Below are 22,637 nucleotides of genomic sequence, written 5' to 3'. Positions count from 1 at the left end.
ACGGGCCGCCTCCCAAGTGCAAACGACTGGCCGTATAGTAGCGCCATGACGCTGCAACGCGCCGCCCTGTGGGCCATCGTGATCGCCGCGACGATTTCACTGCTCGTCGCCGGCCGAGGGCTCCTGCTGCCGTTCGTCCTCGGTATCGTCCTCTGGTACATGATCGATTCACTGGCCGATACTTTCAGCCAGCCCCGGCTCGGCGGATTGCGCCTTCCCCAACCGATCGCACTGGCCGTCGCGGTCCTGCTGATCGGCGGACTGTTCTGGGTCGTCGGGCGCACGATCGGTCTTAACGTCCAGGCCGTCGTGGCCGCCGTGCCCTCCTACGAAAACCGGCTGACGAACCTCATCGAGCAGGTCGCCCCGATGATCGGCGTCGAGCAGGCTCCCACCCTCTCGGAGCTCGTGTCCCGCATCAGCCTTGCCGACACATTGGGCAGCGTCGCCGCGGCTGCGGCCTCCGTGGTGAGCGTGGCGGGGCTCATCCTGATCTACACCCTGTTCCTGTTTGTCGAGCAGGCTCACTTCAAGAGCAAGCTGGCCGCCATTTTTCATGGCGACGGTCAGGAGGCGCGCGTCCTAGCCATTCTCGACCGCATCGACCGGGAGATCCGCATCTACATCCGCATCAAGACCACGCTCGCCACCGCCACTTCGGCGTTGGCCTATCTCGTCATGGCTTCGGTCGGCGTCGACTTCGCGGGTTTCTGGGCGGTGATGGTGTTCTTCTTCTACTATATCCCCACCGTCGGATCGATCCTGGCGATCATCGCGCCGGCGATTCTCACGCTGATCCAGTTCGACAACCTCACGCCCTTCCTGATCGTGCTGCTTGTTTTCGGATCCATCCAGGTCGTGACGGCCAATCTGATCGAGCCGGCGATCATGGGGCGCTCCCTCAATCTCTCGCCGCTGGTGGTCATCGTCTCCCTCATCGTCTGGGGCACGATCTGGGGCGTGGTGGGCATGTTCCTCTGCGTGCCGATCATGGTGGTCGCGCTGATCGTACTCGCGCAGTTCGAGACGACCCGGCCGGTCGCCGTGTTGCTTTCCGCCGACGGTCGCATCCCGGAGTCGACGACATGAACCGTCTGTCCCTGCTGCTCGTCCTGCTTGCCGTAATGCCGGCTGCCGCACAGACCCCTCCGCCCGATCAGTCGCCGAGGCCCGCGCCCCTGCCGGTACCGAAAGGTGAGGTGATGTACTCCTGCCCCGGAGGGATGGACTTCGCCTCCTCCTACTCGGCCGATGGCGAGTTCGCGACCCTGCGCATGCCGGGCCAACCCGAGATCGAACTGTCGCGGATTACAGCAGGCTCCGGCTTCGCCTATTCGGATTCCTACTACGAACTCCGCGGACGCGGCCGGGAAGTCACGCTCACCGCTGCAGGTCGCTCGATGCGTTGCCATGCCGCCGGCCGTCCGGGTGAGCCGCCACGGACCTATCAGGGCGGCGCCCTCACCGTCACCCTGTTTCCCGACGGCACGTTCCGGCTCCGGGAGAAGCGCGATGGGGCTGCGGAACCCGTTCTCGAGCTGGGTGAGTGGGCGCAGGAAGTCGAGGGCGGCGTGCGGATGGTCCTGCGTGGCGGGGCCGGCAGCCGTCGGTCGTTCCGAGAGGCCGGTACCGACAAGCTGGTTGCCGAGGATGGTACGGAGCTGACGCAGGCCGCAACCACGGACCCGGTCGACGGACGCTTCAAGCTCGCCGGACTGTATCGCGACGCGCAGGATGGCGGTCTTTTCGCACCCTGCCTGGTGGGACGCGTCTATGGCGTTGCCCCGGGCGGCGCCGAACCGGAGTTGGAAAAAGCGTGGGTAGACGCCACCCCCTCCCGTGAATCGTTCCTGTACGTCGAGATCATGGGCAGCTTCGACGGCAACAACTCGGTCAAGGTGGATCGCTTCATCGACCTGAAGCGCAACGGCGCGTGTCCGGCGCTGGCGGCCCGCGGCTCGGCGCTGCGGGACACCGAATGGCGCCTGGTCGAACTCGACGGCGAGCGTCCCGCCTTCGACGACTGGCGCCGGCGGCCGCTGATGCGTCTCGACGATCTCGACAAGTTCACAGCCTCGACGGGCTGCAACACATTGGCCGGCGAGTATGTCCTCGATCCGGCTGGCCTCCGCTTCATGCCCGGGCCGATGACCCTGATGGCCTGCCCGACGGCCGAGGCTGCGATCGAGAAACGTTTCGTCGCCGCCCTGAGCGCGATCAGGACCGCGCAGATCTCCGGCACCACGCTCGATCTCAACGACGAGACCGGCAAGAGGCGCATGCGCCTCGAGGCACGCGGCCGCTAGCGAAAGCCTGCGAGGTCGGCCTCCATGGTCAGCTTGTTGTCGCGGTCGATTGCGATGTTCAGGAAGGTAAGGCCGCTGGCAACGGCACCGCCGCCGGCGGTGCCTTCATATTCCCGGTCGATCTCGTCGAACAGCCGGACGTAGAGCTTCCAGTCGGCCATACCCGCTTCGACCGGGACGCTGACCGGCGCGTTCCACTCCAGAGGTCGGATCCCGCTCTGCACCGTTCGATCCACGGTGGCGTCGCGAATCAGCGTCGCCTCGAAGCGGCCGATCGTGGCGGTGCGGGCTGCCTTGGTCGCCGCTTTGGCGACGACCGCGACGCAGATCTGGCTGGGGCGGTCTTCGCGTACGAAAGCGACCGATCCGCTGTTCATCGTTTCGTCAGGGGTGTCGTCGATCCAGCCCAGCCGCTCGACGATGACGACTCGCCTCTTGCTCTTGTCGAAACGCCATCCCGGTGGAGGATCGAAGCAACGCCGCACGGTTCGCGATTCGCCGGCCGGGGCGCGCGCCAGTATTTCCGGCGATACCAGCGTGTTGGACTCCGGTGCGGCGGACCGCACCTTCTGGTCGAACGCGAACACGCCCACCTTTTCCGGGATCGAGGTGAAGAGAAGCTGGAACGCCACGATGCGCGAGCCATGACGGAGGAAAAGCGATCCGGAGGCAAACCTCGCATGCTTGGCGTCCGACGGGAAAACGCTGCGCGGCACGACAAACTTCAGCCGCTCCGGTGTCACGACGGCCTCGCCGCGCCATGAGCCGATCGTCAGGACCGGCGGCGTTCGGTCCCTTGTCAGGCGCAAGCCCAGGATCTCGATCTCGATCGCGGGATCGTCGCCAGCCGGAGCCGGCGCGTCGCTCGGCACCGCCCGCTTGGGCGCGAGAAACATCGGCGTGTAGGAGAGGATGACCGGCGTGGAATCGAAGGATGCCATCCACTCCAGGTCCGCCGGAATGCCGTTGGCCGCCTGCTCCACCGCGGCGGCCCCTCCGGGATGGCCGGGGCGATCGATCGCGGTGCGCAACGCGGCATTCACGGCCTCCAGCCTGGCGAACATTTCGCGTCGCGCGGCCGGCAACCGGTCGAACGGCTGCTCGCGCTCGGGCTCATATCGCGAGGCCAACGCATCGAACAGCAAGCTGGCCGCCCGGAATGACGAGAGCATCTCGAGACGCGCCAGGCTGCCGGAGCGTGCCTGCAACTCGGCGCGCTCCGCCTGCAGGATGACCAGCTTCTCCGCGATCGTGGGCGGGGCCGGGACGCTTCGGTCCTCGGTCAACTGCGCGTACGCCAGCGCCGCGCCCGTAATCAGAACGAGCACGAACATCGGCAGCACGAGTCTGCGGCCCCAGGGCGATCCGGATGCGGGCGAGCCAGCCGTCATGCGGCGGTTTCTAGCACGGCCGCCGGTGACGACACCGGCGGCGGATTGTGGATCAATAGGAGAACAGCACCGGCAGGGGCGACGACAGGATGAGGTCGCGCGTCACGCCGCCGAAGATCATCTGGCGCAGCCGGCTCTGGGTATAGGCGCCCTTGACGATCAGGTCGGCGCCCAACGCCTGCGCCCGATCGACGATGGTCTGGCCCGCCGTCTTGGCGCCCGGCTTCACGTGCTGGCCCGTAACGTTGAGGCCGTGGCTCTTCAGCGACTCGGCGATCTCCATGGCCGTCGGCCCCGGAACCATCGCGCCTTCGACGCTCAGCACCTCGATGGCCTCCGCGCCGCTCAGCACGGGCATCGCGAGCGAGATCGCCCGGGCGCTTTCCGTCGAGCCGTTCCAGGCGAACAGGATGCGCTTGCCGACCATGCCGCCATATCCGGGCGGCACGACGAGGACAGGGCGGCCCGAATCGAACAGGGCCGTCTCGAAGACACTCTCCGGCATCTTGGGCAGCGCGCCCGGCTGCGGCAACACGATCATATCGTACGCCCTGCCGATCGTGCCGATGGCCGTCGGGCCGCTATCGTCGGCCGAGCGCCATTCGGCGCTGAGGCCGGCTGCGCGCTGGTCGAAAGCCTGCTTGACCGCAGACACCCGCTGGCGCTCCTCGGCGTCTTCCGCCAGGCCGCCCCCGATCGGAGCGCCCATGCCGGCATCGGCCCAGGCCATGCTCATCACGCCATAGGACGGCGGCTCGAGGGCGATCAGGCGCGCCCCGAACTTGTGCGCGATCTTGGCTGCCAGATCGAACGCGGACGGATCTTCCGACGTCCAGGCCATTGTCAGAATGGACTTCATGACTCGCCCCCTTCTTGCTCGCCCTACGATAACACGGCGCTCACCGCAGCGCGCGCCACGATGATCTTGATACAATTCTCACATTGTATCGGTGTGTCGGTCCAATACGTTAGAGGCGATTTTTCAACTTATTCATCGACACGGGCTGCCGTCAGCCCCCAGCATTTCGTCACTCTGGAGATATCGATGCTGTCACTTTTTCGCCGGCTGATGGCGGACGACAAGGCCGCCACCGCGATCGAGTACACGCTGATCGCCTCTCTGATCGCCGTCGCAGCGATCACCGCCATCAGCACCGTCAGCGGCCAGGGCAACCTTTAGCCGCCACCAACCGCATCGGCCCACAGGCGTGCCGAGCCTGCTTCAGGCGATCTGCCGGGCCGACGGCACGATCCACGCAAACCGGTCGGACAGAGCCGCCAGCGTGATTCTGTTGATCACAGCGGCGGCAATCGTGTCGCCGCCCGTCGCATCGGGCAGATCGCGCGTGGCGACCGTGTCGGCCGCAATCGTGCTCATGAAGCCCTGATCCGTCGCCGCCCGCACCGTCGCCGAAACACACATATGGGTCATGAAGCCGCCGACGATCAGGTTCTTGCGCCCGATCGCCGCGAGCCGCGACGCAAGGTCGGTGCCGGCGAAGGAATTCGGCATGCCCTTGTCGATGATCGTCTCGCCGTCACGCGGCGTCAGCTCCTTCACGATCTCGTAGCCCGAGGAGCTCGGGTTGAAGGCCTTGCCCTTGGACTGGTGCCGCACATGGACGATCGGCGTGCTCGCGGCACGAGCCTTCTCGAGCAGCACGGCCAGCGCATCCACCGCGGGCTGCACCCCTGTCAGTGGCAGCAATCCGTCCGTATATTCCCTCTGGGCATCGATGATGAGCAGGATCCCGTCGGCCATGGTGGCCGGCGTCGGCTGCGCCCCGGCCATCTGCAGCATGGTCATCGCCATGTTCAATCCTTTGGTCTTGATCGGTTGTGTAAGCCTCGTTGCCATCAACGCTCAGGACGCCCCGGTTTGCAACACCTTCGGGAAGGGGTCTCAATGCCCCTCGAAGCCTGTAGAAATGGTCCATCGTTTGTGAGCGACGCATTTAGCGACAAGAGGGGAACGTGAGAGCGATCATCATCGGCGGTGGCATCATGGGGCTTTCGACGGCCTGGGGGTTGGCGCGCCTCGGCCATCAGGTCGAGCTCTTCGAGCAGGGTCCTCTCCCCAATCCGCTGGCCTCCTCGATGGACGAGCACCGCCTGATCCGCCATCCCTACGGCGTCCATGTCGGTTACGCCCGGATGATCGACGATGCCTATGCGGCCTGGGACCTGCTGTGGGCAGACCTGGGAGAAACCCTTTACGAGCCGACCGGGACCCTCGCTCTGACGGGTAATGGCGCGGACTGGGCGGAGCGCTCTGCCGGCGCCCTCGCCTCGATCGGCCGGCCGATGACCGAACTGTCGATGGCCGAACTGCCGCGGCGCTTCCCGCTGCTCGACACGAAGGGGCTCGAGCGCGCCTTCTGGATCGACACGGGCGGCGTGCTTTTGGCGCAGGACATCGTGGCTGCGCTGGTAGGCCACCTCGGCGCGAGAGCCGGGGTCCGGCTCCACGCCAACACGCCCGTGCGCTCGGTCGATCTCGAACAGGGACGCATCGTCACGCGGGCCGGCGAGGTCCACGGTGGCGATGTCGTGGTGATCGCGGCGGGCGCCTGGGCTCCCCGCCTTCTTCCCGCGCTCGGTTCGCGCGTCGTGCCGTCACGTCAGGTGGTGCTCTACTTCGATATGCCGGCCGACCAGCGCGCGGCCTGGGCGAAGGGGCCGATGATCATCGAGAAGACGGGGGATGTCGGCCTCTACCTGGTGCCGCCGGTCCGGGGGCGCGGCATGAAGGTTGGAGACCACGAATTCAGCCGCACCGGCGACCCCACAGCGGGCCGCGAAGCTCAGGAAAGCGAGATGAGCGCCCTGCTCGACCGCTGCCGCAGCCTGCTCAAGGGGTTCGATCGCTGGACCATCCGCAATCTCAAGGTCTGCTTCTACAGCGTCACCGACGACGAACGCTTCATCGTCGAGAGGGCGGGCGCCAGGGGATGGGCGATGTCGCCCTGTTCGGGCCACGGCTTCAAGTTCGGTGCCCTGATGGGTCTCGAACTCGCGCGGACCATTGCCGAGGGTCGCGACGTCGCGGCACATGCGCGCTGGGCAGCCGGTCTGGTCGGCGATGGGCCGGCCTGACAAAATGCAATAGTTCAGGGAGTGAAATCGAGATGGCAACTGCCAAGCGCCGTACGTCGAAGGCCGGACCGAAGAAGGAAACCGGATTGCGCCAAGGTCTCGCCACCTACGGCGATGCGGGATTCTCGCTGTTCCTGCGCAAGGCCTTCATCAAGGCCGGCGGCTATTCCGACGACGCGCTCGACCGGCCGATCGTGGGCATCACCAACACCTTCTCCGACTACAATCCCTGCCACGGCAACGTGCCCGACCTGATCGAGGCGGTGAAGCGCGGCGTCATGCTGGCCGGCGCGCTGCCGATGGTCTTCCCGACCATCTCGATCCACGAGAGCTTCTCCCATCCGACCAGCATGTTCCTGCGCAACCTCATGTCGATGGACACCGAGGAGATGATCCGCGCCCAGCCGATGGATTCCGTCGTGCTGATCGGCGGCTGCGACAAGACCCTGCCGGCCCAACTCATGGCCGCGGCCAGTGCCGACCGTCCGGCCGTCGTGCTGCCGGTGGGACCTATGCTGGTCGGCCACTTCAAGGGCGAGGTGCTGGGCGCCTGCACCGACTGCCGCCGCCTGTGGGGCCAGTATCGCGCCGGCACCTTCTCGGAATCCGATATCGAGCAGGTGAGCGAGCGTCTCGCCCCAACCCAGGGCACCTGCATGGTGATGGGCACCGCCAGCACGATGGGATGCATCGTCGAGGCGCTGGGCATGGGCCTGCCGACCAGCGGCTCGATCCCCGCCACGCATTCCGATCGGTTGCGCATCGCCGAACAGACGGGCCGTCTGGCAGCCGAGATGGCCGTTAAGCAGGGCCCGAAGCCCAGCGAGATCATGACCAAGGCGGCCTTCCGCAACGCCCTCACCGTGCTGCAGGCGATCGGCGGCTCGACCAATGCACTGGTGCATCTCACTGCGGTGGCTCGCCGGCTGGGCATCGAGATCGAGCTGGAGGAATTCGACGAGATCGGCCGCAACGTGCCGGTGCTGGTCGACCTGAAGCCCTCGGGCGACCACTACATGGAGCACTTCCATTGGGCGGGTGGCAATTCCCGCCTGATGAAGGAGATCCGCAAGAATCTCGACGAGAAGTGCCGGACGGTGGCCGGCAAGACGTTGAAACAGGTGATCGATGCCGCCGAGATGGTTCCGGGTCAGACGGTGATCCGCACCGCCAAGGATCCGATCAAGCCAACCGGCGGCATGGCCGTGCTGCGCGGCAATCTCGCGCCGCGCGGTGCCGTCATCAAGCACGCGGCCGCCTCGCCCTCCCTGCTGACCCATACCGGCCGCGCCGTGGTGTTCGATTCCCTGGAGGATCTCGCGGCGCGCGGCGACGATCCGAATCTCGACGTGAAGGCAGACGACATCCTCGTGTTGCGCAATGCAGGCCCCAAGGGCGCGCCCGGCATGCCCGAGGCGGGGTCCTTCCCGATCCCCATGAAGCTCGCCCGCGCCGGCGTGAAGGACATGATCCGCATCTCCGACGCCCGCATGAGCGGGACCGCGTTCGGCACGATCGTCCTGCATGTCGCGCCCGAGGCCGCGGTCGGCGGACCGCTCGCCCTCGTCAAGACAGGCGACCGCATCACGCTCGACGTTCCGAAGCGCCGGCTCGAACTCCATGTCGATGCCAAGACGCTCGCGGCGCGCCGCAAGGATTGGAAGGCCCCACCGGCCCATCCCGGCAGCGACCGCGGCTACACCGGTCTTTTCTTCAAGACCGTCCTGCAGGCCGACGAAGGTGTCGACTTCGATTTCCTTGGACCGGCGAAGTGACCGAAATCAGGCTCCCCCGCATCTCAGTCGTCGTCACGTGCTACAACTGCCGTGACTACATCGCCGCCGCCATCCGTTCGGTCGCACAGCAGTCGCTGCGGGATTTCGAATGCGTGATCGTCGACGACGCCTCGACCGACGATTCGGTCGCGGTCGTGGAGCAGACGCTTGCAGAGCTTGCCGACTCCCGCTTCCGGCACATCCGTCTCGACAGGAATGTCGGACAGACCGGTGCCACGCGCCGCGGGCTCGCCGAAACCAACGCGATGTTCGTCTGCTTCCTCGATTCCGACGATCTGTGGAATCCGGACTTTCTCGAACGCCATCTCGCCGCGCATCTCAACGAGAGTTACGCGGTGGGCTTCACCGCGTGCAACGCGCGCCTGATCAACGGACAGGACGAGCTGATCGCCGGCGGCATGTACTGGTTCGGCAAGGACCGCGCCCGCGCCGATCGCGATCTTGCTTTCGCGGCCCTCGACGCAAGCCGTGTCCCCAAGCTCGATGTGGCGCGCGGGACCGCCGGTTGGGAGAGCCATACTCCATACCACCTGTACACCAAGCGCGTGGTGCACTGGGTCTGGGTCAGCACCTCGTCGATGATGTTCCGGCGTTCGCTGATCAACCTCGTCTTCCCTGAGGACGATGAGGCGTTCCGCCTGCACATGGACTTCTATGTTGTCGTGATGGCGCAGATGGTCGCCGGTTCGCTGCTGATCGACAACGCCCTGTATTCCTATCGTCTTCACGGCCGCAATGGAGCCGCCGACAACCCCGTGCTCGGCGGAAGACTCCATCTGTCGAGCCGCAACTGGGGAAACACATACTCGACCATGTTAGACCGCATGCTCTCTGCAATGACTCGCGAGGAGGAGCGTTTCGTGACGGCACTGGGAGACCGCCAGTACCGTCGCATGGTGCTGCGAATGCGAGCCGCCCGCGCCAATCTCGTCGTCGGCTGGGCGCTCACCATCCGGAGTTGGTTGATCTAGCACGCGTCCTGCTTCATTCTTCGCGAGCAGTCGAGCCCGAACACACGGGGCGCGGGGGAATTCATCGTGAACAGATTCGGACGATGCGCGAGCCTCGTCGCTGTGCTGCTCGCCGGCAGCGTCGGCTCTGTCGTTATGGACGCGTATCCTGCTCTGGCCCAGACATCGACCGTTTCAGCAACGGACGAAGCCGAATACGACGCCGCATTTCAGGATATGCTGCGCAAGCCGTCCGATCTCGACGTCCTGTTCAAGTTCGCAATGATCGCGGCGAAGACCGGCGATCTAGAGGGCGCCATTTCGGCGCTCGAACGGATGCTGGTGGTGGATCCGGATCTGCCGCGGGTCCGCCTCGAACTCGGGGTGCTCTACTATCGGCTGGGCTCTTTCGAAGTGGCGCGGACATATTTCGAGATGACGCTCAAGTCGGCGTCGCTCCCGCCCGACGTCAAGGCGCGCGCCGAGCAGTTCCTGGCGGAGTCGGAGAAGCGCCTGGCCAAGTCGCGGTTCAGCGGCGAGGTCTTCGCGGGCATGCGTTATCAATCGAACGCAAATCTCGGTCCGCCGACCTCCAGCGTGCGCTTGTTCGGGCAGACTGCCAATCTCAACCAGGCCGGTCTGGGCACGGCGGATTGGGGTGCTGTGACCTCGGGCTTCGTGCGTCACACATACGACCTCGGTCAGAACAACCGCGGCCAGCTCGAGACGCAGCTTTCGGGCTATCTCAACCGGCAGTTCCAGATCCAAGCGGCCAACGTCTCCATCCTGGACCTGACGTCCGGCCCGCGTTTCCAGGCTTTCCAAGGCATTTTTCAGGATGTCAGCCTGAAGCCGTTCGGCACGGCGGGATACATCTGGGTGAACGACGTTCCCTACTACGGCAGCTTCGGTTCCGGCCTCGAAGTGGGCGTGCTTCTGTCGGACAAGCTGCGCAACACCACGAACTTCACCTGGCGGCGGCAGATGTACCAGAACAGCTGGTATCTCCCGACCAACAACCAGTTCACCGGCGCAGAGTACTCGGGCAATACGACGTTCCAGTACCTCGTGAACGATGCGCTGATGCTCTATGCCAACGGCAACCTGCAGCGTTACCAGACCGACAGCACGCCCTGGCAAAACTACACGCTCTACGGGGCAGGCGGCGGCATGTCCTTCTCGTTCGCAGACCCGGTCTTCAAGAGCGAATTGCCTTGGAGCATCAGCCTGTTCGCGAACATGCAGTGGTGGTACTATGATCAGCCTGATGCCGTCGTGGATCCGTCCGTTACCAGACAACAGACGGACACGATTTTGAATATAACCCTGTCCATTCCGTTCGATCAGCGGACGATGTTCACGGTGTCGGGCGGAAGGTTCGTGAGATCCTCGGACATTCCCAATTACGCGTTCACGAACAACAGTGCGCTCATCGGAGTAACCTGGCGCTTCTAGCGCTGCTCAGGAGATCACAGTGTCCCCCAGACCTGCCAGCGCGAACCTGTCCCTGCTGACCGCTGCACTTCTCGCCGCGGGCACTTCCCTTCTGCCGGTCGCCGCCAGCGCCAAGGTCGGCGTCACTTCGGCGGCCGACGGCGATCCGCGCGGCAAGCCCCCCAGCGAGGCCGAACGCGTGCTGCGCGTCGGCGTCGACGTGCAGGCCAACGAGTTGATCACGACGTCGGCGACCGACCGCGCGCACCTTATGTTCCTCGACGGCACATCGTTGTCGGTCGGCCCGAATGCGCAGCTCACCATCGACAGGTTCGTCTACGATCCGGCGACCAAGACCGGCGACCTCGCCATCAACGCCAGCAAGGGCGTGTTCCGTCTGGTCGGCGGCAAGATCAGCAAGACCAACGCCATCAGCGTCACCACCCCGTCGAGCACGATCGGTATCCGCGGCGGCATCAGCATCTTCAATGTCGACCAGAAAGAGACGACGTCGATCTTCGTCTTCGGCATCAGCATGACGGTCGGCGCCGGCGGCAAGCTGGAAACCGTCACGCGTCCCGGCTTCCAGGTGACGACCCTGTTCGGTGCCCTGCCGGGTCTCGCGAGCGCGGTGCCCCCGGGCGCATTGAGCGGCGTTCTCGCCCAACTCGAAGGCAGCAAAGGCGGTGGACAATCGGGTGGCGCCGATCAGGCGGCCCAGAATTCTGGTTTCTCGAACGCCAATTCCGGTCAGGGCTCCGGAAATTCCTTGGGGAACCGCTTCGGCAGCGGGCCCGGGCCGCGTAACGCCAATCCCAGCAACATCGTGACCAACGTTCTCACCAATGCGTTCGAGACTGCACCGTCGAATGCGCCGACCCTGCCGTCGAAAGTCGTGAGCAACTCCGGTCAGATGACGCAGACGATCACCTACAATGGTGTGATGGGTGGTCTCGTACGAAACAACGGCAGTTTTTCCTACGGCACGGGCAGCTACACGCAGGTCTGGTCGATGGGAACGAACAGCGGCACGACAACCGCGAATTTCAACAACAGCAGCTACAGCGGGACCACGACCCGCACCGGCAACTACGGGTTCCAGGCGAACATGCCGACGACGAATCCCAATACGCCGGGCCGCACGATGACCATGAACGGCGCCTTCGCTGGACAGGGCTATCCGTCGACCCAGGTGGGCGTGTTCACGGTCACCGGGCCCAGATACCAGGCTGCGGGTGGCTTCCTCGGACAGAAGGCACCCTAGCCCGTCCTGCGGGCGATGAAGTCGGCGATGGCTGCGATGTCGTCGCGTCGGAACCACGGCAAGGCACCGCCGGTCGGCTGATAGTCGGCGGCGATCGCCACGATGGCGGGATCGCCAGGCGCCAGCGGTTCGGCCTCGGGCGAGGCGCGGACTTCGATCTTGAGGTGCGCTTCGCGCTTGTAACCTTCGATCAGGACGAGATCGGCGGGCGACAGTCTCCCCAGCACCTCCGAGATCGATGGCTCCGGCGTCTCCCGCATGATGGCGTAGCGCCGGCCGCCGACGAGGGCGACCTCGCCGGCACCGGCAGCGCGATGGCGATACGAGTCGGTGCCGGGCCGGTCGATGTCGATGTCATGATGGGCATGCTTGATGGTCGACACGCGCCAGCCGCGGCGCACGAACTCCTCCACCAGACGCTCCGTCAGTGTCGTCTTGCCGGCGTTCTTCCAACCGGTGACCCCGAAGATTCTCTGCGAACTCACGCGATGATCCGGTCCGCATGGGCATAGACGGTCAACCGCCCCTCGCGGACGAAGGCCACCAGCGCGACACCTGCCTGCTCGGCTGTCTCGATGGCGAGCGAGGTCGGAGCGGAAACCGCCGCGATTGCCGAAGCCGCGATCGCCGCCGCCTTCTGCACCATCTCGTAGGAGCAGCGACTGGTCACCACCACGAAGCCGCCGGGCTCCGCAGCGTCGCTGCTCGCCAATGCGCCGGCCAGCTTGTCGAGAGCATTGTGGCGGCCGACATCCTCGCGCACGGCCACCAGCGTGCCTTCCGGCGATGCCCAACCCGCGGCATGCGTCGCGCCGTTGGTGCGGTTGATCCTCTGATGCTCGGGCAGCCCCGCCATCGCCCTTTCGATCGCAAGCCGCGCCACCCGATGAGGATTCGAAACCGCGGGCACCGCGCGCAGCGCCGCCTCCAGGCTGTCGACGCCACACAGGCCGCATCCGGTACGACCGGCCAGACTGCGGCGCCGCTGCTGGAGACCCGCCATCCGTTGCGCCGCAATCTCGAGTCTGACCTCGATACCGCGCCCGACCGGCTCGACCTCCATGTCATAGATTTCCGATGGCCGCTCGACGATCCGCTCGGTGAGGGAAAACCCGCGGGCGAAATCCTCGAGGTCGCACGGGGTCGCCATCATCACCGCATGGCTGATGCCGTTGTAGACCAGCGCAATGGCCACTTCCTCGGCGACCGTCTCCTCGAGCGTCTCGCTGGTGCCGGCAGTGAGACGGCGCGCCGGACGGCGGACCGAGCCCTCGCGGCTCATGCCGTGGTCTCGTCGATGCGCAGGTGCCGCCCCTCGCGATCGAAGAACAGGCCGCGGTTCAGGACCAGAGGATCGGCCTTCACGTCGGCCTCAACTTCCTTCAGCTTGCGCGCGGCCACCGGGTCTGGCAGCGGTCCGCCTTCGTGGCCGAGACCGACGAAGAAGGCGACGCCGTCCCATGGCGCCCCTGCGCCCTCGAGCAGCGCCCGCATCTCCGGCCACGTCATCTCGGCGCCGATCAGATGGGCGTAGCTCGATCGCAGCGGCACGGCGCTGGCGGATGTGATTCGCACCAGCAGGATGAAGATCGTGAACGGGCCCGTGTCGGCGAACTGAGCGGTCAGCCAATGCTCGAAGTCGGTTCTCATCGCGCTCCTAGAACTCGACCACGGGGGTGGGCGGTACATAGCGGTCGAAAACCTGCAGGAAGGGCTCGCCGCGCTCGGCCTCGTACCACGCCTCGAAGGCACGAAAGGCCGCAAGCGGATCGGCAATCACCGGTGGCTCGGCTGGCTGCCCCTCCTCAGGCTGCTGCGGATGCGCCTCGGCGTGCAGCGCCTCGGCGATCGGCCGCAGCCAGTCGAGCAACGGCCGCGCTCCCTCGCCCAGTTCGCCTAGGCCATTCTCGATCCAGCCGATGTCGCGGAACAGCGCTTCCAGCTGGCGCTCGACCGCGCGGTCGCGATCGGGCTCCAGCGCCGCGACCCTGGCCATGTCCGAGAGCGCGCTGAGACGCCGCCACGCGAAGGTGCGCGCGCGCTCGGCATGCCTGATCTGGGCCTCGACGGAAGCCCGCACCTGGCGCTCGGCCGCTTCGGCCGCGGTGCAATCCGCCTGGAGGCGGGCAATCAGGGAGTCTACGGCGGACGGCATGCCGGGAGTTGACCCGACTCGCAGCGCCGCCGCAAGCTCCCCGCGCGCCGTTCTACTTTGCGTACTTGAGCTCGACCTCAGCGACGCCGGCGGCGACGTTCAGTCCGACGCTGCCCTCAACGCTGACGGGCTGCAGGGTGACCTGGCCGCTCCCGCCGCCCAGCAGCACGTTGGCACCGACACCTCCGCCCACCGTGGCCTGCGCCGTCGCGCCCGCGTAGGCGCCCGCCAGGGCACCCGAGGCGATACTGCCCGGCGCGAAGACCAGCCAGACGATCTGCGATTCCTTGGTGAATCCGATATCGACGCCGTAGCGCTTGATCGAGCCCGTGTACTTCTCTCCGACACCGTCGGTGCGCGCGAATATGCAGTCGAGGTCCTTCGACGAGCCGAAGACGAATCCCATGCCCCCGGCCACCTTGCAGGTGAGCGAGCCGACATTCGCGCCGGATTTCCCGGTCGCCTGGGGCGTCCCCGGGGCGGCCGGGGTCTGCGCCTGGGCGCCGTTGCCCATCGTGAACATCAACGTCGCGGCCGCGGTCATCGTCAGTATGGATCGAAGCATGTCGGCACCCCTTCCGGTTGTAGCGGTCAGTCTTCCTTCTTCGCTCGCTCGATGGCCTCGAGAATCTCGGTGAGGCCAACGGAGTAGACCACTCCCTGCTTGTGCATCTCGTGCCGGACGGTCCGGATCAGGCCGGCCTTCCGGATCATGAGATTGGCCAGCGCAATCTTTGCGTCCTCGTTCGTCACGTCTGCCTCGGTCGACATCCTAGTTGTACTGCCCACGGGCCTTGAGCACGAAGCCCGTTGCCCTGAATTCGGAATCCTGCCGGATGGCCGCCGTCACGGTCGGGTCGTTGTGCGGGTTGCTGCTCGCGATCAGCGCGTTCGTCTCGGCCTCACAATTGGAACTGACGGTACGACCCACGCTAGACGCATCGGAACCATCGACGGCATAGGAGGCGGCGTGCTTCACGAGGCAAGCGTCCCGCGCATCGTACGAGTGCTTGACCGTTCGCACCGTCCACGGCTCGGAGTACTGGGAATTTATCGAGCACGCCGCCAGCGACAGCAGGGCGACGAAGATCAAGGTACGCATCGGTCGTCTGGACTCCGAAGATCCAAAGAGTTGGCGGAAGAGAGTGGGAGTCGAACCCACTAAGAACCGGCTAACGGCCCTCTCTGGCTTTGAAGGCCAGCCGCCCCACCGGGAGCGCTTCCCCTCCGGGACGGATGATTCACCAGAACCTCGTCCCTGTCACCTGTCGTGCTAGGGTGAAATCCCCAAGGAATTCAAGATCATGACCGTCGAGCTCAAATACATCATCGCGAACGTCTCCGACCTCGCTGCAGCCGTTGCCTTCTGGCGTGATACCGTCGGCCTGAAGCTCAAGTTCGAGACCCCGGAATGGGCCGAATTCGAGACCGGTCCGACCCGGCTGGCGCTCCAGCCAGCATCCGCGAAGAATCCGGCGGGGACATGGCAGCCGGGGCTGCGCGTCCCCGATCTGGACGCCAAACGTGCCGAACTCACCGCACGCGGCGTGAATGTCGGCAGCACGCCGCACGAGGAGCACGGTTTCCTGCTATCGCTCTTTACCGGCCCCGACGGCGCGCCGGTCAGCCTGAGCGGGCCGGTTCTGAAGCCGTAGGCGGCGGCCCGTACTGTCCGGCCTTCTGCGGGACCGCCCGGCGCAGGTCGCCACGGCGGATCGTCATGCCGTGGCGGTCGAAGAATTCGAGAATCTGGATGGCGAGCTTGCGGCCATTGTCGAGCTTGTCGCGGAACTCGGCTGCACTGAATTCGTGATCGAAGCCGTTCACGATGGCGACCATCTCGGCCACGACGGGGCGCAGGAAAAAATGGTCCGGCGCCACCTCGACGACCCTCCCGAGCTTCGAGAGCCGCTGCAGCAGCCGGCGCGTGTCGACCTCCGTGGCGCCGTAGGCCTGCGCGAAGTCGCGGACCCTCGGCGGCTTGAAGCGATCGCGTGTCATGTCGGCTGCGATCTTGTTCCACAGTGCCTCGTCACGCGAGCCGAGCTTCAGCGAATGACCGGGCAAGCGCAGGAACGCGCCGTCGACGACCACGGTCTTGGCGCGAATCTCGCGATCGAGCAGCACCTTGAAGACGGATGCCGGCCAGCGGCGCTTCAGCGTGACCCGCAGCCGCTCGGCCTGGAGACCGGGCGCATCGGCCTTGGTTTCGTGAAAGGCCTTGAGCGTCTCGACGATGTCGGTGCGCGCGGCCTCGAGCGTCTCGGCGAGAAAGCCGAAGCCCTCCAGCGCCTGCCCGCCCGCCGCCTCGACGAGCGTCTCGACCTCGGCGGGGCGAAGATTGCGCGCCAGACCGAAGCGGCCGACATCGACAAAGCCGCTCTCCAGGCGCAACAGCCGCGGCAGGACCTCGCCATCGTCCACGGCAAGAGCCGCCAGCTCCGCCAGACGCCGCTCGGCGCGGCGGTTGCGCGGCGGGCCGAATGGATCGATGATCGCCGCCCCGGCCATCGTGCGCGTCGCGGACGGATCGCGGAGGATGACCCGATCGCCCGAAAGCGCACCGACCTTTTCGTCCAGTACGATCTGCGCAAGCGCCGTGTCGCCCGGCGCCAGCTTCTCGCCTTCGAGCAGCGCCACGCGTCCCATGACATGCGCCGATCCCAGGTGAACATGAACCGGCGACCAGTGCTTCAACGGCTGTGCTTCGGAGGCGAGCAGGCTCAGCCGGACATCGATTCGGTCCGTCGGCGCGTGGAGCTCCGGACTCACCACCCAATCGCCCCGCTTGATCGCTTCCTTGGAGAGCCTGGGACCGGCGAGATTGAGCGCACAGCGTTCGCCGGCGCGTCCCACCGCGGCGGCCCGGTTCTGGGCATGCAGCGAGCGCACCCGCGCCTCGATGCCGGACGGGGTGAGCAGGAGCCGGTCGTCGACCCTGATCTCGCCGGCATGGACGGTGCCGGTGACGACGACGCCCGCTCCGGACAGGACGAAGCAGCGATCCACCGCAAGGCGCGCGAAGCCCGAAGCGCCCTTGCCGCTCTCGCCCAAGACCAGGAGCTTTTCCTTCAGCTCGTCGATGCCCTGCCCCGTCACCGCCGAGACGGGCACGATTTCCGCGCCGCGCAGCGAGGTCGTGGCGAGCAGGGTCTCGATCTCGGCCATCCGCTCGAGCTGCTGGTCGTCGTTGGCGAGGTCGGCCTTGGTGAGGGCCACGATGCCGCGGTCGATGCCCAGCAAATCGAGGATCTGCAGATGTTCGACGGTCTGCGGTTTGATGCCTTCGGCCGCCGACACGACCAGCAGGGCCGCATCGATGCCGGTGGCGCCGGCCAGCATGTTGTGCACGAACCGCTCGTGACCGGGCACGTCGACGAAGCCGAGTTGGCGGCCGTCGCCGAGATCGCTGTAGGCATAACCCAGGTCGATGGTAATGCCGCGCGCCTTCTCCTCCTTGAGGCGATCGGCGTCGACACCGGTCAGCGCCTTTACCAAGGCGGTCTTGCCGTGATCGATATGGCCCGCCGTTCCGACGATCATGACAAAGGCTCCTCGGCCCGGCGCTCCGCTTCGGCCCGCTGCGCGGGCTTGGCATGGGCCCGCGCCTCCTTGATGAAGCCGGCAGCCAGCTCGCCCGCACCGCCCATCTCGGCCCGGCGCAACCAGTGCAGCGCTTCGACCGGGTCGCGATCGACGCCCTTGCCGGCGAGATAGGCCGCCCCCAGCATCGCCTGTGCCTCGGCATGTCCCCGACGTGCGGCGCGTCCCCACCAGTCGGCGGCCACCGCCGCGTCGCGTGCGACGCCCAGCGCGTTGTGATGGATGTCGCCCAGCCGGGCCATGGCCGCCGCGCTGCCGTGAACCGCCGCCTTCTCGGCCCAAAAACGAGCCCCGGCGTAATCTTGCGGACAGCCACCGCCTACGAGCTTCATCCACGACAGCATGTCCTGGGCCTCGACATCGCCCTGGTGCGCCGCCGCCTCATAGAGCCGCGCGGCTTCGGCGTGATCCTGCGGCACGCCCCATCCTTCATAGTGGCACAAAGCGAGATTGCGCTGGCCGCCGGCATCGCCCTGCCCGGCGGCGCGTCGAAGCCAGAGGATCGCCTTGGCGTGATCCTGCTCGACGCCGCAGCCCTGCAGGAAGGCCGCGCCCATATTGCTCTGCGCCCGTGCATGGCCCTCATGGGCGAGCGGCGCCCACAGGTCGAGCGCAACGCCATAGTTGCCGGACTTCCACGCCGCCAGCGCCTCTGCCATCCGCTGCTCCGGCGGCGGCGTGCGGTCGAGAAGCCTAGCCAGCCACGACATGGAGCTTGTCCAACTGGGCTGCGAACGCCGGCTCGTCATCGAGCGTGCGAAGATCGAAGTAGAGCGTGCCGTCGCTGATCCGGCCGATCACGGGAATGGGCAGGCGGCGGAAACGATCGGCAATCCGGTCGAGGCGCTTCGCTTTGATGGCGATCGCAAACGAGGGCAGAAGGTCGACCGGCAGAGCGCCCGAACCGATCTGTCCCCGCACCTCCGCGACGCTCGCCGTCGCATCGTGCCCCAGCGCCGCCTGTACCGCCGGCAGGAGCCGTTCCGCCACGGCACAGATCTCTGCGGCTGGCCGCGCGAGAGAGCGTATGGTCGGAAGGCGCTCGGCCAACCTCCCCGGATCGGCATAGAGCCGCAACGTCGCTTCGAGAGCGGCCAGGCGCACCTTGTCGAGGCGCAGCGCCCGCTTCATCGGGTTGCGGGCGATGCGCTGGATCAGCGGCTTGCGACCGACCAGCAGGCCGGCTTGCGGACCGCCCAGCAGCTTGTCGCCCGAGAAGGTCACGACATCGACGCCGGCGGCGATGGCCTCGCGCGCCGTCGGTTCGCGCGGCAGGCCCCAGGTTTCGAGATCCGCCAGGGTGCCGCTGCCGAGATCCTCGATCAGCACCACCCCTTTTTCGCGGGCCAGCGGCACGAGCTCGGCGGCCGCTACCGCCTTGGTGAAGCCCTGGATCGCGTAGTTGGACGGATGGACCTTCATGATCGCGGCGGTGTCGGGCCCGATCACCGCCGCGTAATCCTTGAGGTGGGTGCGGTTGGTCGTGCCGACCTCGACGAGCCGGCAGCCGGCACGCGCCATGATGTCGGGAATGCGGAACGCGCCACCGATCTCGATCAGCTCGCCGCGCGAGACGATGACTTCGCGGCCCGCTGCGAGTTCGCTCAGCACGAGGAGTACGGCGGCGGCATTGTTGTTGACCGCCGTCGCGGCCTCCGCACCGGTCAGGCGGCAGAGCCAGGGCGCGATGTGATCGTCGCGTTCGCCGCGTGCACCGCCCTCGAGATCGTATTCGAGCGTGGTCGGCGAGCGCATTGCCTCGACGGCGGCGGCAATCGCCTCCTCGGCGAGTACCGCCCGGCCGAGATTGGTGTGCAGGACGGTCCCGGTGAGGTTGAACACGCGGCGCTGCGAGGGTTTCAGGAACAGGTCCAGGCGCGTCACGCACCATTGCACGCAGGCGGCTTCGCTCGCCACCTCGGGCGTGCCCCGTCGCTCGTCGACCCAGGCCCGAAGCGCTTCCACCACGAGCGCACGGCCGGCACGCGCGATCAGCGGCGCGACGGTCGGCCAGGAGGCCATGCGATCGATCGACAGGGGACGGGTTTCGGGAGCGCCATCGGCGCGGTCGACACGCGACACGGGTTTGTTCCTACCAGAGAAAGGCCGGACGTCCGGTCCGCCGACAGTCACCATGGCTCAGGCCCAACGGCCGATCAATCACTTCTCCGGTTGCTCCATCATGCCCAGCACGAACGGATTGGGCACGCGCGCGAAGCCCGCCTCTCCCACCAGCACGTCGAGCCCGAGCGAGGCCAGGTCGTCGGCCAGCGGCTCCAGGGTTCTCACCTTCTCCAGATAGAAAAGCTTGGAATAGCCCTGGCACACCTCGCAGCATTCCGCGCGGAGATACGAGGTCCCGGCCAGATTGCGAAACGAGATCTTGTCGGTGCTGCCGCAATGCACGCAGCGCACCCGCGTGTAGCGCCACGACGTCGCGCACAGCGAACAATGAAGATGCCGGTGGCCGAACTTCGTGCCGCCGGGCGAGACCAGTCCGGAGACCGGCGGCGAACCGCAGGCCGGACAGTCGCCGCTTTCATCAGCGCGCGAAAGATCGGCAGGATCGAGCAGAGCAGCCATGCGGGTCCATACGACCTGCAGGGCCGCCGCCACGAACACAGCTTGCGCCGCCTCAGCCGCCGCGACGTCGCCGCCGAGGAAGCGATCCGCCATCGCCTCCAGCGATGCGGGACTGGCCTGCAGCAGCGCCTCGCGGGCCCCGCGGGCCGCTTCGGGCAGCACCGTGCCGTCGATGCTTTCGAGAATGCGCGACAGCGCCACACGCCAGCTCTCGTCGCGTGGCCGGATCGAGGGATCGAGCGGTGATCGCTGCACGAGCCGGGCCTTGCCGATCTCCGCCGCACCCGGCAGCGAGCCCGGTGGCAGGCCAGACAAGGCCTGGTGCTGCGCGGTCACCAGCGCCGCGATCAGGTGGAGGAACCCCTCGAGATCATGGCCAGGCGCCAGCGCCTCGAGACGGGCAGCGCGGCGTCGAAAGACCGTCGACAGGTCGGGCAGCCGAATGCGCTCACCCTCGGCGGCGGCGCCGAGGATGTTTTCGCCGTAGGCAGACGCGGGATTTTCGGGACCGGACGTCAGGGCTTGCCGACTTCCTGGCGGAACCATTTGCGATGATGCTTCCACGCCCAGCCGCCGCTCACCGAGCCGCGGGTCATGGCGCTCATCGTGCCCTTGACCCAGATGGCGGCATAGACATGCACGATCCAGATCAGGATGGCGCCGATGGCGCACAGCGCGTGGACCACCGCCGAGAGACGCTTCTGGTCGATCGTCGTGTAGGACGCGAAGTAGGTGTCCCACAGGACCAAGCCGCTGCCGAGCAGGAGGAGGATCAGGATCGACTGGCCCCAGAAGACGAGCTTCTGACCGGCATTGTACTTGCCGAGTTCGGGCAGCCCCTCCTCCTTGTTGTTGATCACCGATCCCAGATTCTTCATCCAGACCGTATCGTCCCGGTTCCAGAAATTGAGCGTGAAGAAGCGGAGGAACAGGCCGAGGAAGCTGACGGCGAGGACGACGCCGATCCACGGATGAATCGCACGCGTGATCTGCCCGCCGCCGAACAGGTAGGTGAGGAAGTAGAGCGAGGGGTGAAACAGCGCCATCCCGCTGAGCGCGAGCAGGATCAGCGAGACCGCGGTGACCCAGTGGTTGATGCGGGCCGCCGTGGTGTAGCGGCTCACCGGCTTGGCGTGCTCGATCATGCCCGGTCGCTCCCCGCCACTTCGGCCGCCTTCTCTTCGTCGTGCTCGGTGACCCTGTTGGGTCCCTTGGTGACGTAGTGCATGAAGCCGAAGGCCCCGGCGAACGCGATGGCCGCGAGCGAGAGCGGCTTCATCACGCCCTTCCAGATGCCGACCAGCGGGCTGATGTGCGGATTGTCCGGCAGGCCGGCATAGAGCGACGGCTTGTCGGCATGCTGCAGCACGTACATCACGTGCGTGCCGTTCACGCCCGGCGGATTGTAGAGGCCGGCATTCTGGTAGCCCCGCGACTTCAGGTCGGTGATGCGCTTGCCGGCATGGGCGATCATGTCGTCCTTCGTGCCGAAGTAGATCGCCTGGGTCGGACAGGCCTTGGCGCAGGCCGGTGCCTGGCCGACCACCACCCGGTCCGAACAGAGCGTGCACTTGTAGGCCTTGCTGGTGACCTGAGAGATGCGCGGGATGTTGAAGGGGCAGCCCTTCACGCAATAGCCGCAGCCGATGCAATTGTCCGAGATGAAGTCGACGATGCCGTTGGTGTACTGCACGATGGCGCCCGGCGCCGGGCAGGCCTTGAGGCAGCCCGGATCGTCGCAATGCATGCAGCCGTCCTTGCGGATCAGCCATTCGAGATCGTCGCCATGCTCGTACTCCGTGTAGCGCATCACGGTCCACGAGGCCGTCGTGAGATCGGTCGGGTTGTTGTAGGTGCCGTCGGTGTAGCCGATCGGCTGGTCGAGCTGGTTCCATTCCAGACAGGCGGTCTGGCAGGCCTTGCAGCCGATGCACTTGCTGACGTCGATCAGCTTGGCCACCGGGACGGCGGCTTTTGCCCCGGCAGGCGGCGGCGGCACGCTGGAGGCGGACCGGCGACGGAGATCGAGGGCTTGCATCACGGACATCTCACCCTCCCC

The 22,637-nt window shown here is 66.4% G+C and carries 25 protein-coding genes and 1 tRNA gene; 9 read left to right on the top strand and 17 right to left on the bottom strand.

Annotation, left to right across the window (positions count from 1 at the left end; all coding sequences use genetic code 11):
- The first annotated feature begins 45 nt into the window (after window positions 1–45).
- On the top strand, window positions 46–1,089 hold the full coding sequence (locus tag ACO07I_RS23510) for an AI-2E family transporter (protein WP_422011679.1): 1,044 nt from the start codon (window positions 46–48) through the stop codon (window positions 1,087–1,089).
- Window positions 1,086–2,306 carry an META domain-containing protein gene (locus tag ACO07I_RS23505; RefSeq protein ID WP_422011677.1) on the top strand — a complete coding sequence of 407 codons (1,221 nt, stop codon included), beginning with the start codon at window positions 1,086–1,088 and terminating at the stop codon, window positions 2,304–2,306. Before ACO07I_RS23510 ends, ACO07I_RS23505 begins: the two co-directional genes overlap by 4 nt.
- Here ACO07I_RS23505 and ACO07I_RS23500 read toward each other — a convergent pair.
- A complete protein-coding gene (locus tag ACO07I_RS23500) occupies window positions 2,303–3,697 on the bottom strand; it encodes a hypothetical protein (protein WP_422011675.1) in 1,395 nt (464 codons plus the stop codon). The genes ACO07I_RS23505 and ACO07I_RS23500 overlap by 4 nt on opposite strands.
- A 52-nt stretch (window positions 3,698–3,749) precedes the next feature.
- Window positions 3,750–4,556, bottom strand: coding sequence for a universal stress protein (locus ACO07I_RS23495; protein WP_422011673.1), 807 nt, complete (start codon window positions 4,554–4,556; stop codon window positions 3,750–3,752).
- Window positions 4,557–4,742: 186 nt separating this feature from the next.
- Here ACO07I_RS23495 and ACO07I_RS23490 point away from each other — a divergent pair, with 186 nt between their 5' ends.
- Entirely contained in the window at window positions 4,743–4,877 is a 135-nt protein-coding gene (locus ACO07I_RS23490; protein WP_422011671.1) for a Flp family type IVb pilin, read from the top strand.
- Between the two features lie 42 nt (window positions 4,878–4,919).
- Here ACO07I_RS23490 and ACO07I_RS23485 read toward each other — a convergent pair whose 3' ends face one another.
- Window positions 4,920–5,510 carry a cysteine hydrolase family protein gene (locus ACO07I_RS23485; RefSeq protein WP_422011669.1) on the bottom strand — a complete coding sequence of 197 codons (591 nt, stop codon included), beginning with the start codon at window positions 5,508–5,510 and terminating at the stop codon, window positions 4,920–4,922.
- Between the two features lie 161 nt (window positions 5,511–5,671).
- Between ACO07I_RS23485 and ACO07I_RS23480 the strand changes: the two genes are divergently transcribed.
- From ACO07I_RS23480 to ACO07I_RS23460, 5 genes are all read left to right on the top strand, one after another.
- Window positions 5,672–6,793: an FAD-dependent oxidoreductase gene (locus ACO07I_RS23480; RefSeq protein WP_422011667.1), complete on the top strand. Its 1,122-nt coding sequence runs from the start codon at window positions 5,672–5,674 to the stop codon at window positions 6,791–6,793.
- Window positions 6,794–6,825: 32 nt separating this feature from the next.
- Window positions 6,826–8,568: an IlvD/Edd family dehydratase gene (locus ACO07I_RS23475; protein ID WP_422011665.1), complete on the top strand. Its 1,743-nt coding sequence runs from the start codon at window positions 6,826–6,828 to the stop codon at window positions 8,566–8,568.
- Window positions 8,565–9,560, top strand: a complete 996-nt coding sequence (locus ACO07I_RS23470) for a glycosyltransferase family 2 protein (RefSeq protein ID WP_422011663.1) — start codon at window positions 8,565–8,567, stop codon at window positions 9,558–9,560. The genes ACO07I_RS23475 and ACO07I_RS23470 overlap by 4 nt, the downstream gene beginning before the upstream one ends.
- A gap of 102 nt (window positions 9,561–9,662) precedes the next feature.
- Window positions 9,663–10,994 (top strand): tetratricopeptide repeat protein, encoded by a 1,332-nt coding sequence (locus tag ACO07I_RS23465; protein WP_422011662.1) that lies wholly within the window; start codon window positions 9,663–9,665, stop codon window positions 10,992–10,994.
- A 19-nt stretch (window positions 10,995–11,013) separates the two neighbouring features.
- Window positions 11,014–12,237 carry a FecR family protein gene (locus ACO07I_RS23460; RefSeq protein WP_422011661.1) on the top strand — a complete coding sequence of 408 codons (1,224 nt, stop codon included), beginning with the start codon at window positions 11,014–11,016 and terminating at the stop codon, window positions 12,235–12,237.
- Here ACO07I_RS23460 and mobB read toward each other — a convergent pair.
- The 8 genes from mobB to ACO07I_RS23420 all read right to left on the bottom strand — a co-directional run bounded on the left by mobB (window position 12,234) and on the right by ACO07I_RS23420 (window position 15,621).
- Window positions 12,234–12,722, bottom strand: coding sequence for a molybdopterin-guanine dinucleotide biosynthesis protein B (mobB, locus tag ACO07I_RS23455; protein WP_422011660.1), 489 nt, complete (start codon window positions 12,720–12,722; stop codon window positions 12,234–12,236). The genes ACO07I_RS23460 and mobB overlap by 4 nt on opposite strands.
- Window positions 12,719–13,519 carry a formate dehydrogenase accessory sulfurtransferase FdhD gene (fdhD, locus tag ACO07I_RS23450; RefSeq protein WP_422011658.1) on the bottom strand — a complete coding sequence of 267 codons (801 nt, stop codon included), beginning with the start codon at window positions 13,517–13,519 and terminating at the stop codon, window positions 12,719–12,721. Before fdhD ends, mobB begins: the two co-directional genes overlap by 4 nt.
- Window positions 13,516–13,887 carry a hypothetical protein gene (locus ACO07I_RS23445; RefSeq protein ID WP_422011656.1) on the bottom strand — a complete coding sequence of 124 codons (372 nt, stop codon included), beginning with the start codon at window positions 13,885–13,887 and terminating at the stop codon, window positions 13,516–13,518. Before ACO07I_RS23445 ends, fdhD begins: the two co-directional genes overlap by 4 nt.
- 7 nt (window positions 13,888–13,894) lie before the next feature.
- Window positions 13,895–14,392: a hypothetical protein gene (locus tag ACO07I_RS23440; RefSeq protein ID WP_422011654.1), complete on the bottom strand. Its 498-nt coding sequence runs from the start codon at window positions 14,390–14,392 to the stop codon at window positions 13,895–13,897.
- Between the two features lie 52 nt (window positions 14,393–14,444).
- Complete coding sequence (locus ACO07I_RS23435; RefSeq protein ID WP_422011652.1) at window positions 14,445–14,957, bottom strand: DUF992 domain-containing protein; 513 nt, start codon at window positions 14,955–14,957, stop codon at window positions 14,445–14,447.
- Window positions 14,958–14,983: 26 nt separating this feature from the next.
- Window positions 14,984–15,163, bottom strand: a complete 180-nt coding sequence (locus ACO07I_RS23430; RefSeq protein WP_422011650.1) for a hypothetical protein — start codon at window positions 15,161–15,163, stop codon at window positions 14,984–14,986.
- 1 nt (window position 15,164) lies between these two features.
- Entirely contained in the window at window positions 15,165–15,494 is a 330-nt protein-coding gene (locus tag ACO07I_RS23425) for a hypothetical protein (protein ID WP_422011648.1), read from the bottom strand.
- Window positions 15,495–15,525: 31 nt separating this feature from the next.
- Window positions 15,526–15,621: transfer RNA gene (locus tag ACO07I_RS23420), tRNA-Sec, on the bottom strand.
- 75 nt (window positions 15,622–15,696) lie between these two features.
- On the opposite strand from ACO07I_RS23420, the gene ACO07I_RS23415 reads away from it, so the two are divergent.
- Entirely contained in the window at window positions 15,697–16,047 is a 351-nt protein-coding gene (locus ACO07I_RS23415; RefSeq protein WP_422011646.1) for a VOC family protein, read from the top strand.
- Here ACO07I_RS23415 and selB read toward each other — a convergent pair.
- From selB to fdxH, 6 genes are all read right to left on the bottom strand, one after another.
- A complete protein-coding gene (selB, locus tag ACO07I_RS23410) occupies window positions 16,016–17,935 on the bottom strand; it encodes a selenocysteine-specific translation elongation factor (protein WP_422011644.1) in 1,920 nt (639 codons plus the stop codon). The two genes, ACO07I_RS23415 and selB, sit on opposite strands and share 32 nt — an antisense overlap.
- Window positions 17,932–18,705: a tetratricopeptide repeat protein gene (locus ACO07I_RS23405; protein ID WP_422011642.1), complete on the bottom strand. Its 774-nt coding sequence runs from the start codon at window positions 18,703–18,705 to the stop codon at window positions 17,932–17,934. Before ACO07I_RS23405 ends, selB begins: the two co-directional genes overlap by 4 nt.
- Window positions 18,689–20,017 carry an L-seryl-tRNA(Sec) selenium transferase gene (selA, locus tag ACO07I_RS23400; RefSeq protein ID WP_422018360.1) on the bottom strand — a complete coding sequence of 443 codons (1,329 nt, stop codon included), beginning with the start codon at window positions 20,015–20,017 and terminating at the stop codon, window positions 18,689–18,691. Before selA ends, ACO07I_RS23405 begins: the two co-directional genes overlap by 17 nt.
- A gap of 138 nt (window positions 20,018–20,155) precedes the next feature.
- Window positions 20,156–21,124, bottom strand: coding sequence for a formate dehydrogenase accessory protein FdhE (fdhE, locus tag ACO07I_RS23395; protein ID WP_422011640.1), 969 nt, complete (start codon window positions 21,122–21,124; stop codon window positions 20,156–20,158).
- The gene (locus ACO07I_RS23390) at window positions 21,094–21,723 is read right to left on the bottom strand and encodes a formate dehydrogenase subunit gamma (RefSeq protein ID WP_422011638.1); all 630 of its coding nucleotides are present in this window, start codon (window positions 21,721–21,723) and stop codon (window positions 21,094–21,096) included. Before ACO07I_RS23390 ends, fdhE begins: the two co-directional genes overlap by 31 nt.
- Entirely contained in the window at window positions 21,720–22,625 is a 906-nt protein-coding gene (fdxH, locus tag ACO07I_RS23385; RefSeq protein WP_298307443.1) for a formate dehydrogenase subunit beta, read from the bottom strand. Before fdxH ends, ACO07I_RS23390 begins: the two co-directional genes overlap by 4 nt.
- Window positions 22,626–22,637 lie beyond the last annotated feature (12 nt).

Source organism: Reyranella sp., assembly GCF_965227665.1.
Classification (GTDB): domain Bacteria; phylum Pseudomonadota; class Alphaproteobacteria; order Reyranellales; family Reyranellaceae; genus Reyranella.
The sequence above is the reverse complement of the archived record's forward strand: the minus strand, read 5'-3'. Positions and strand labels throughout refer to the sequence as shown.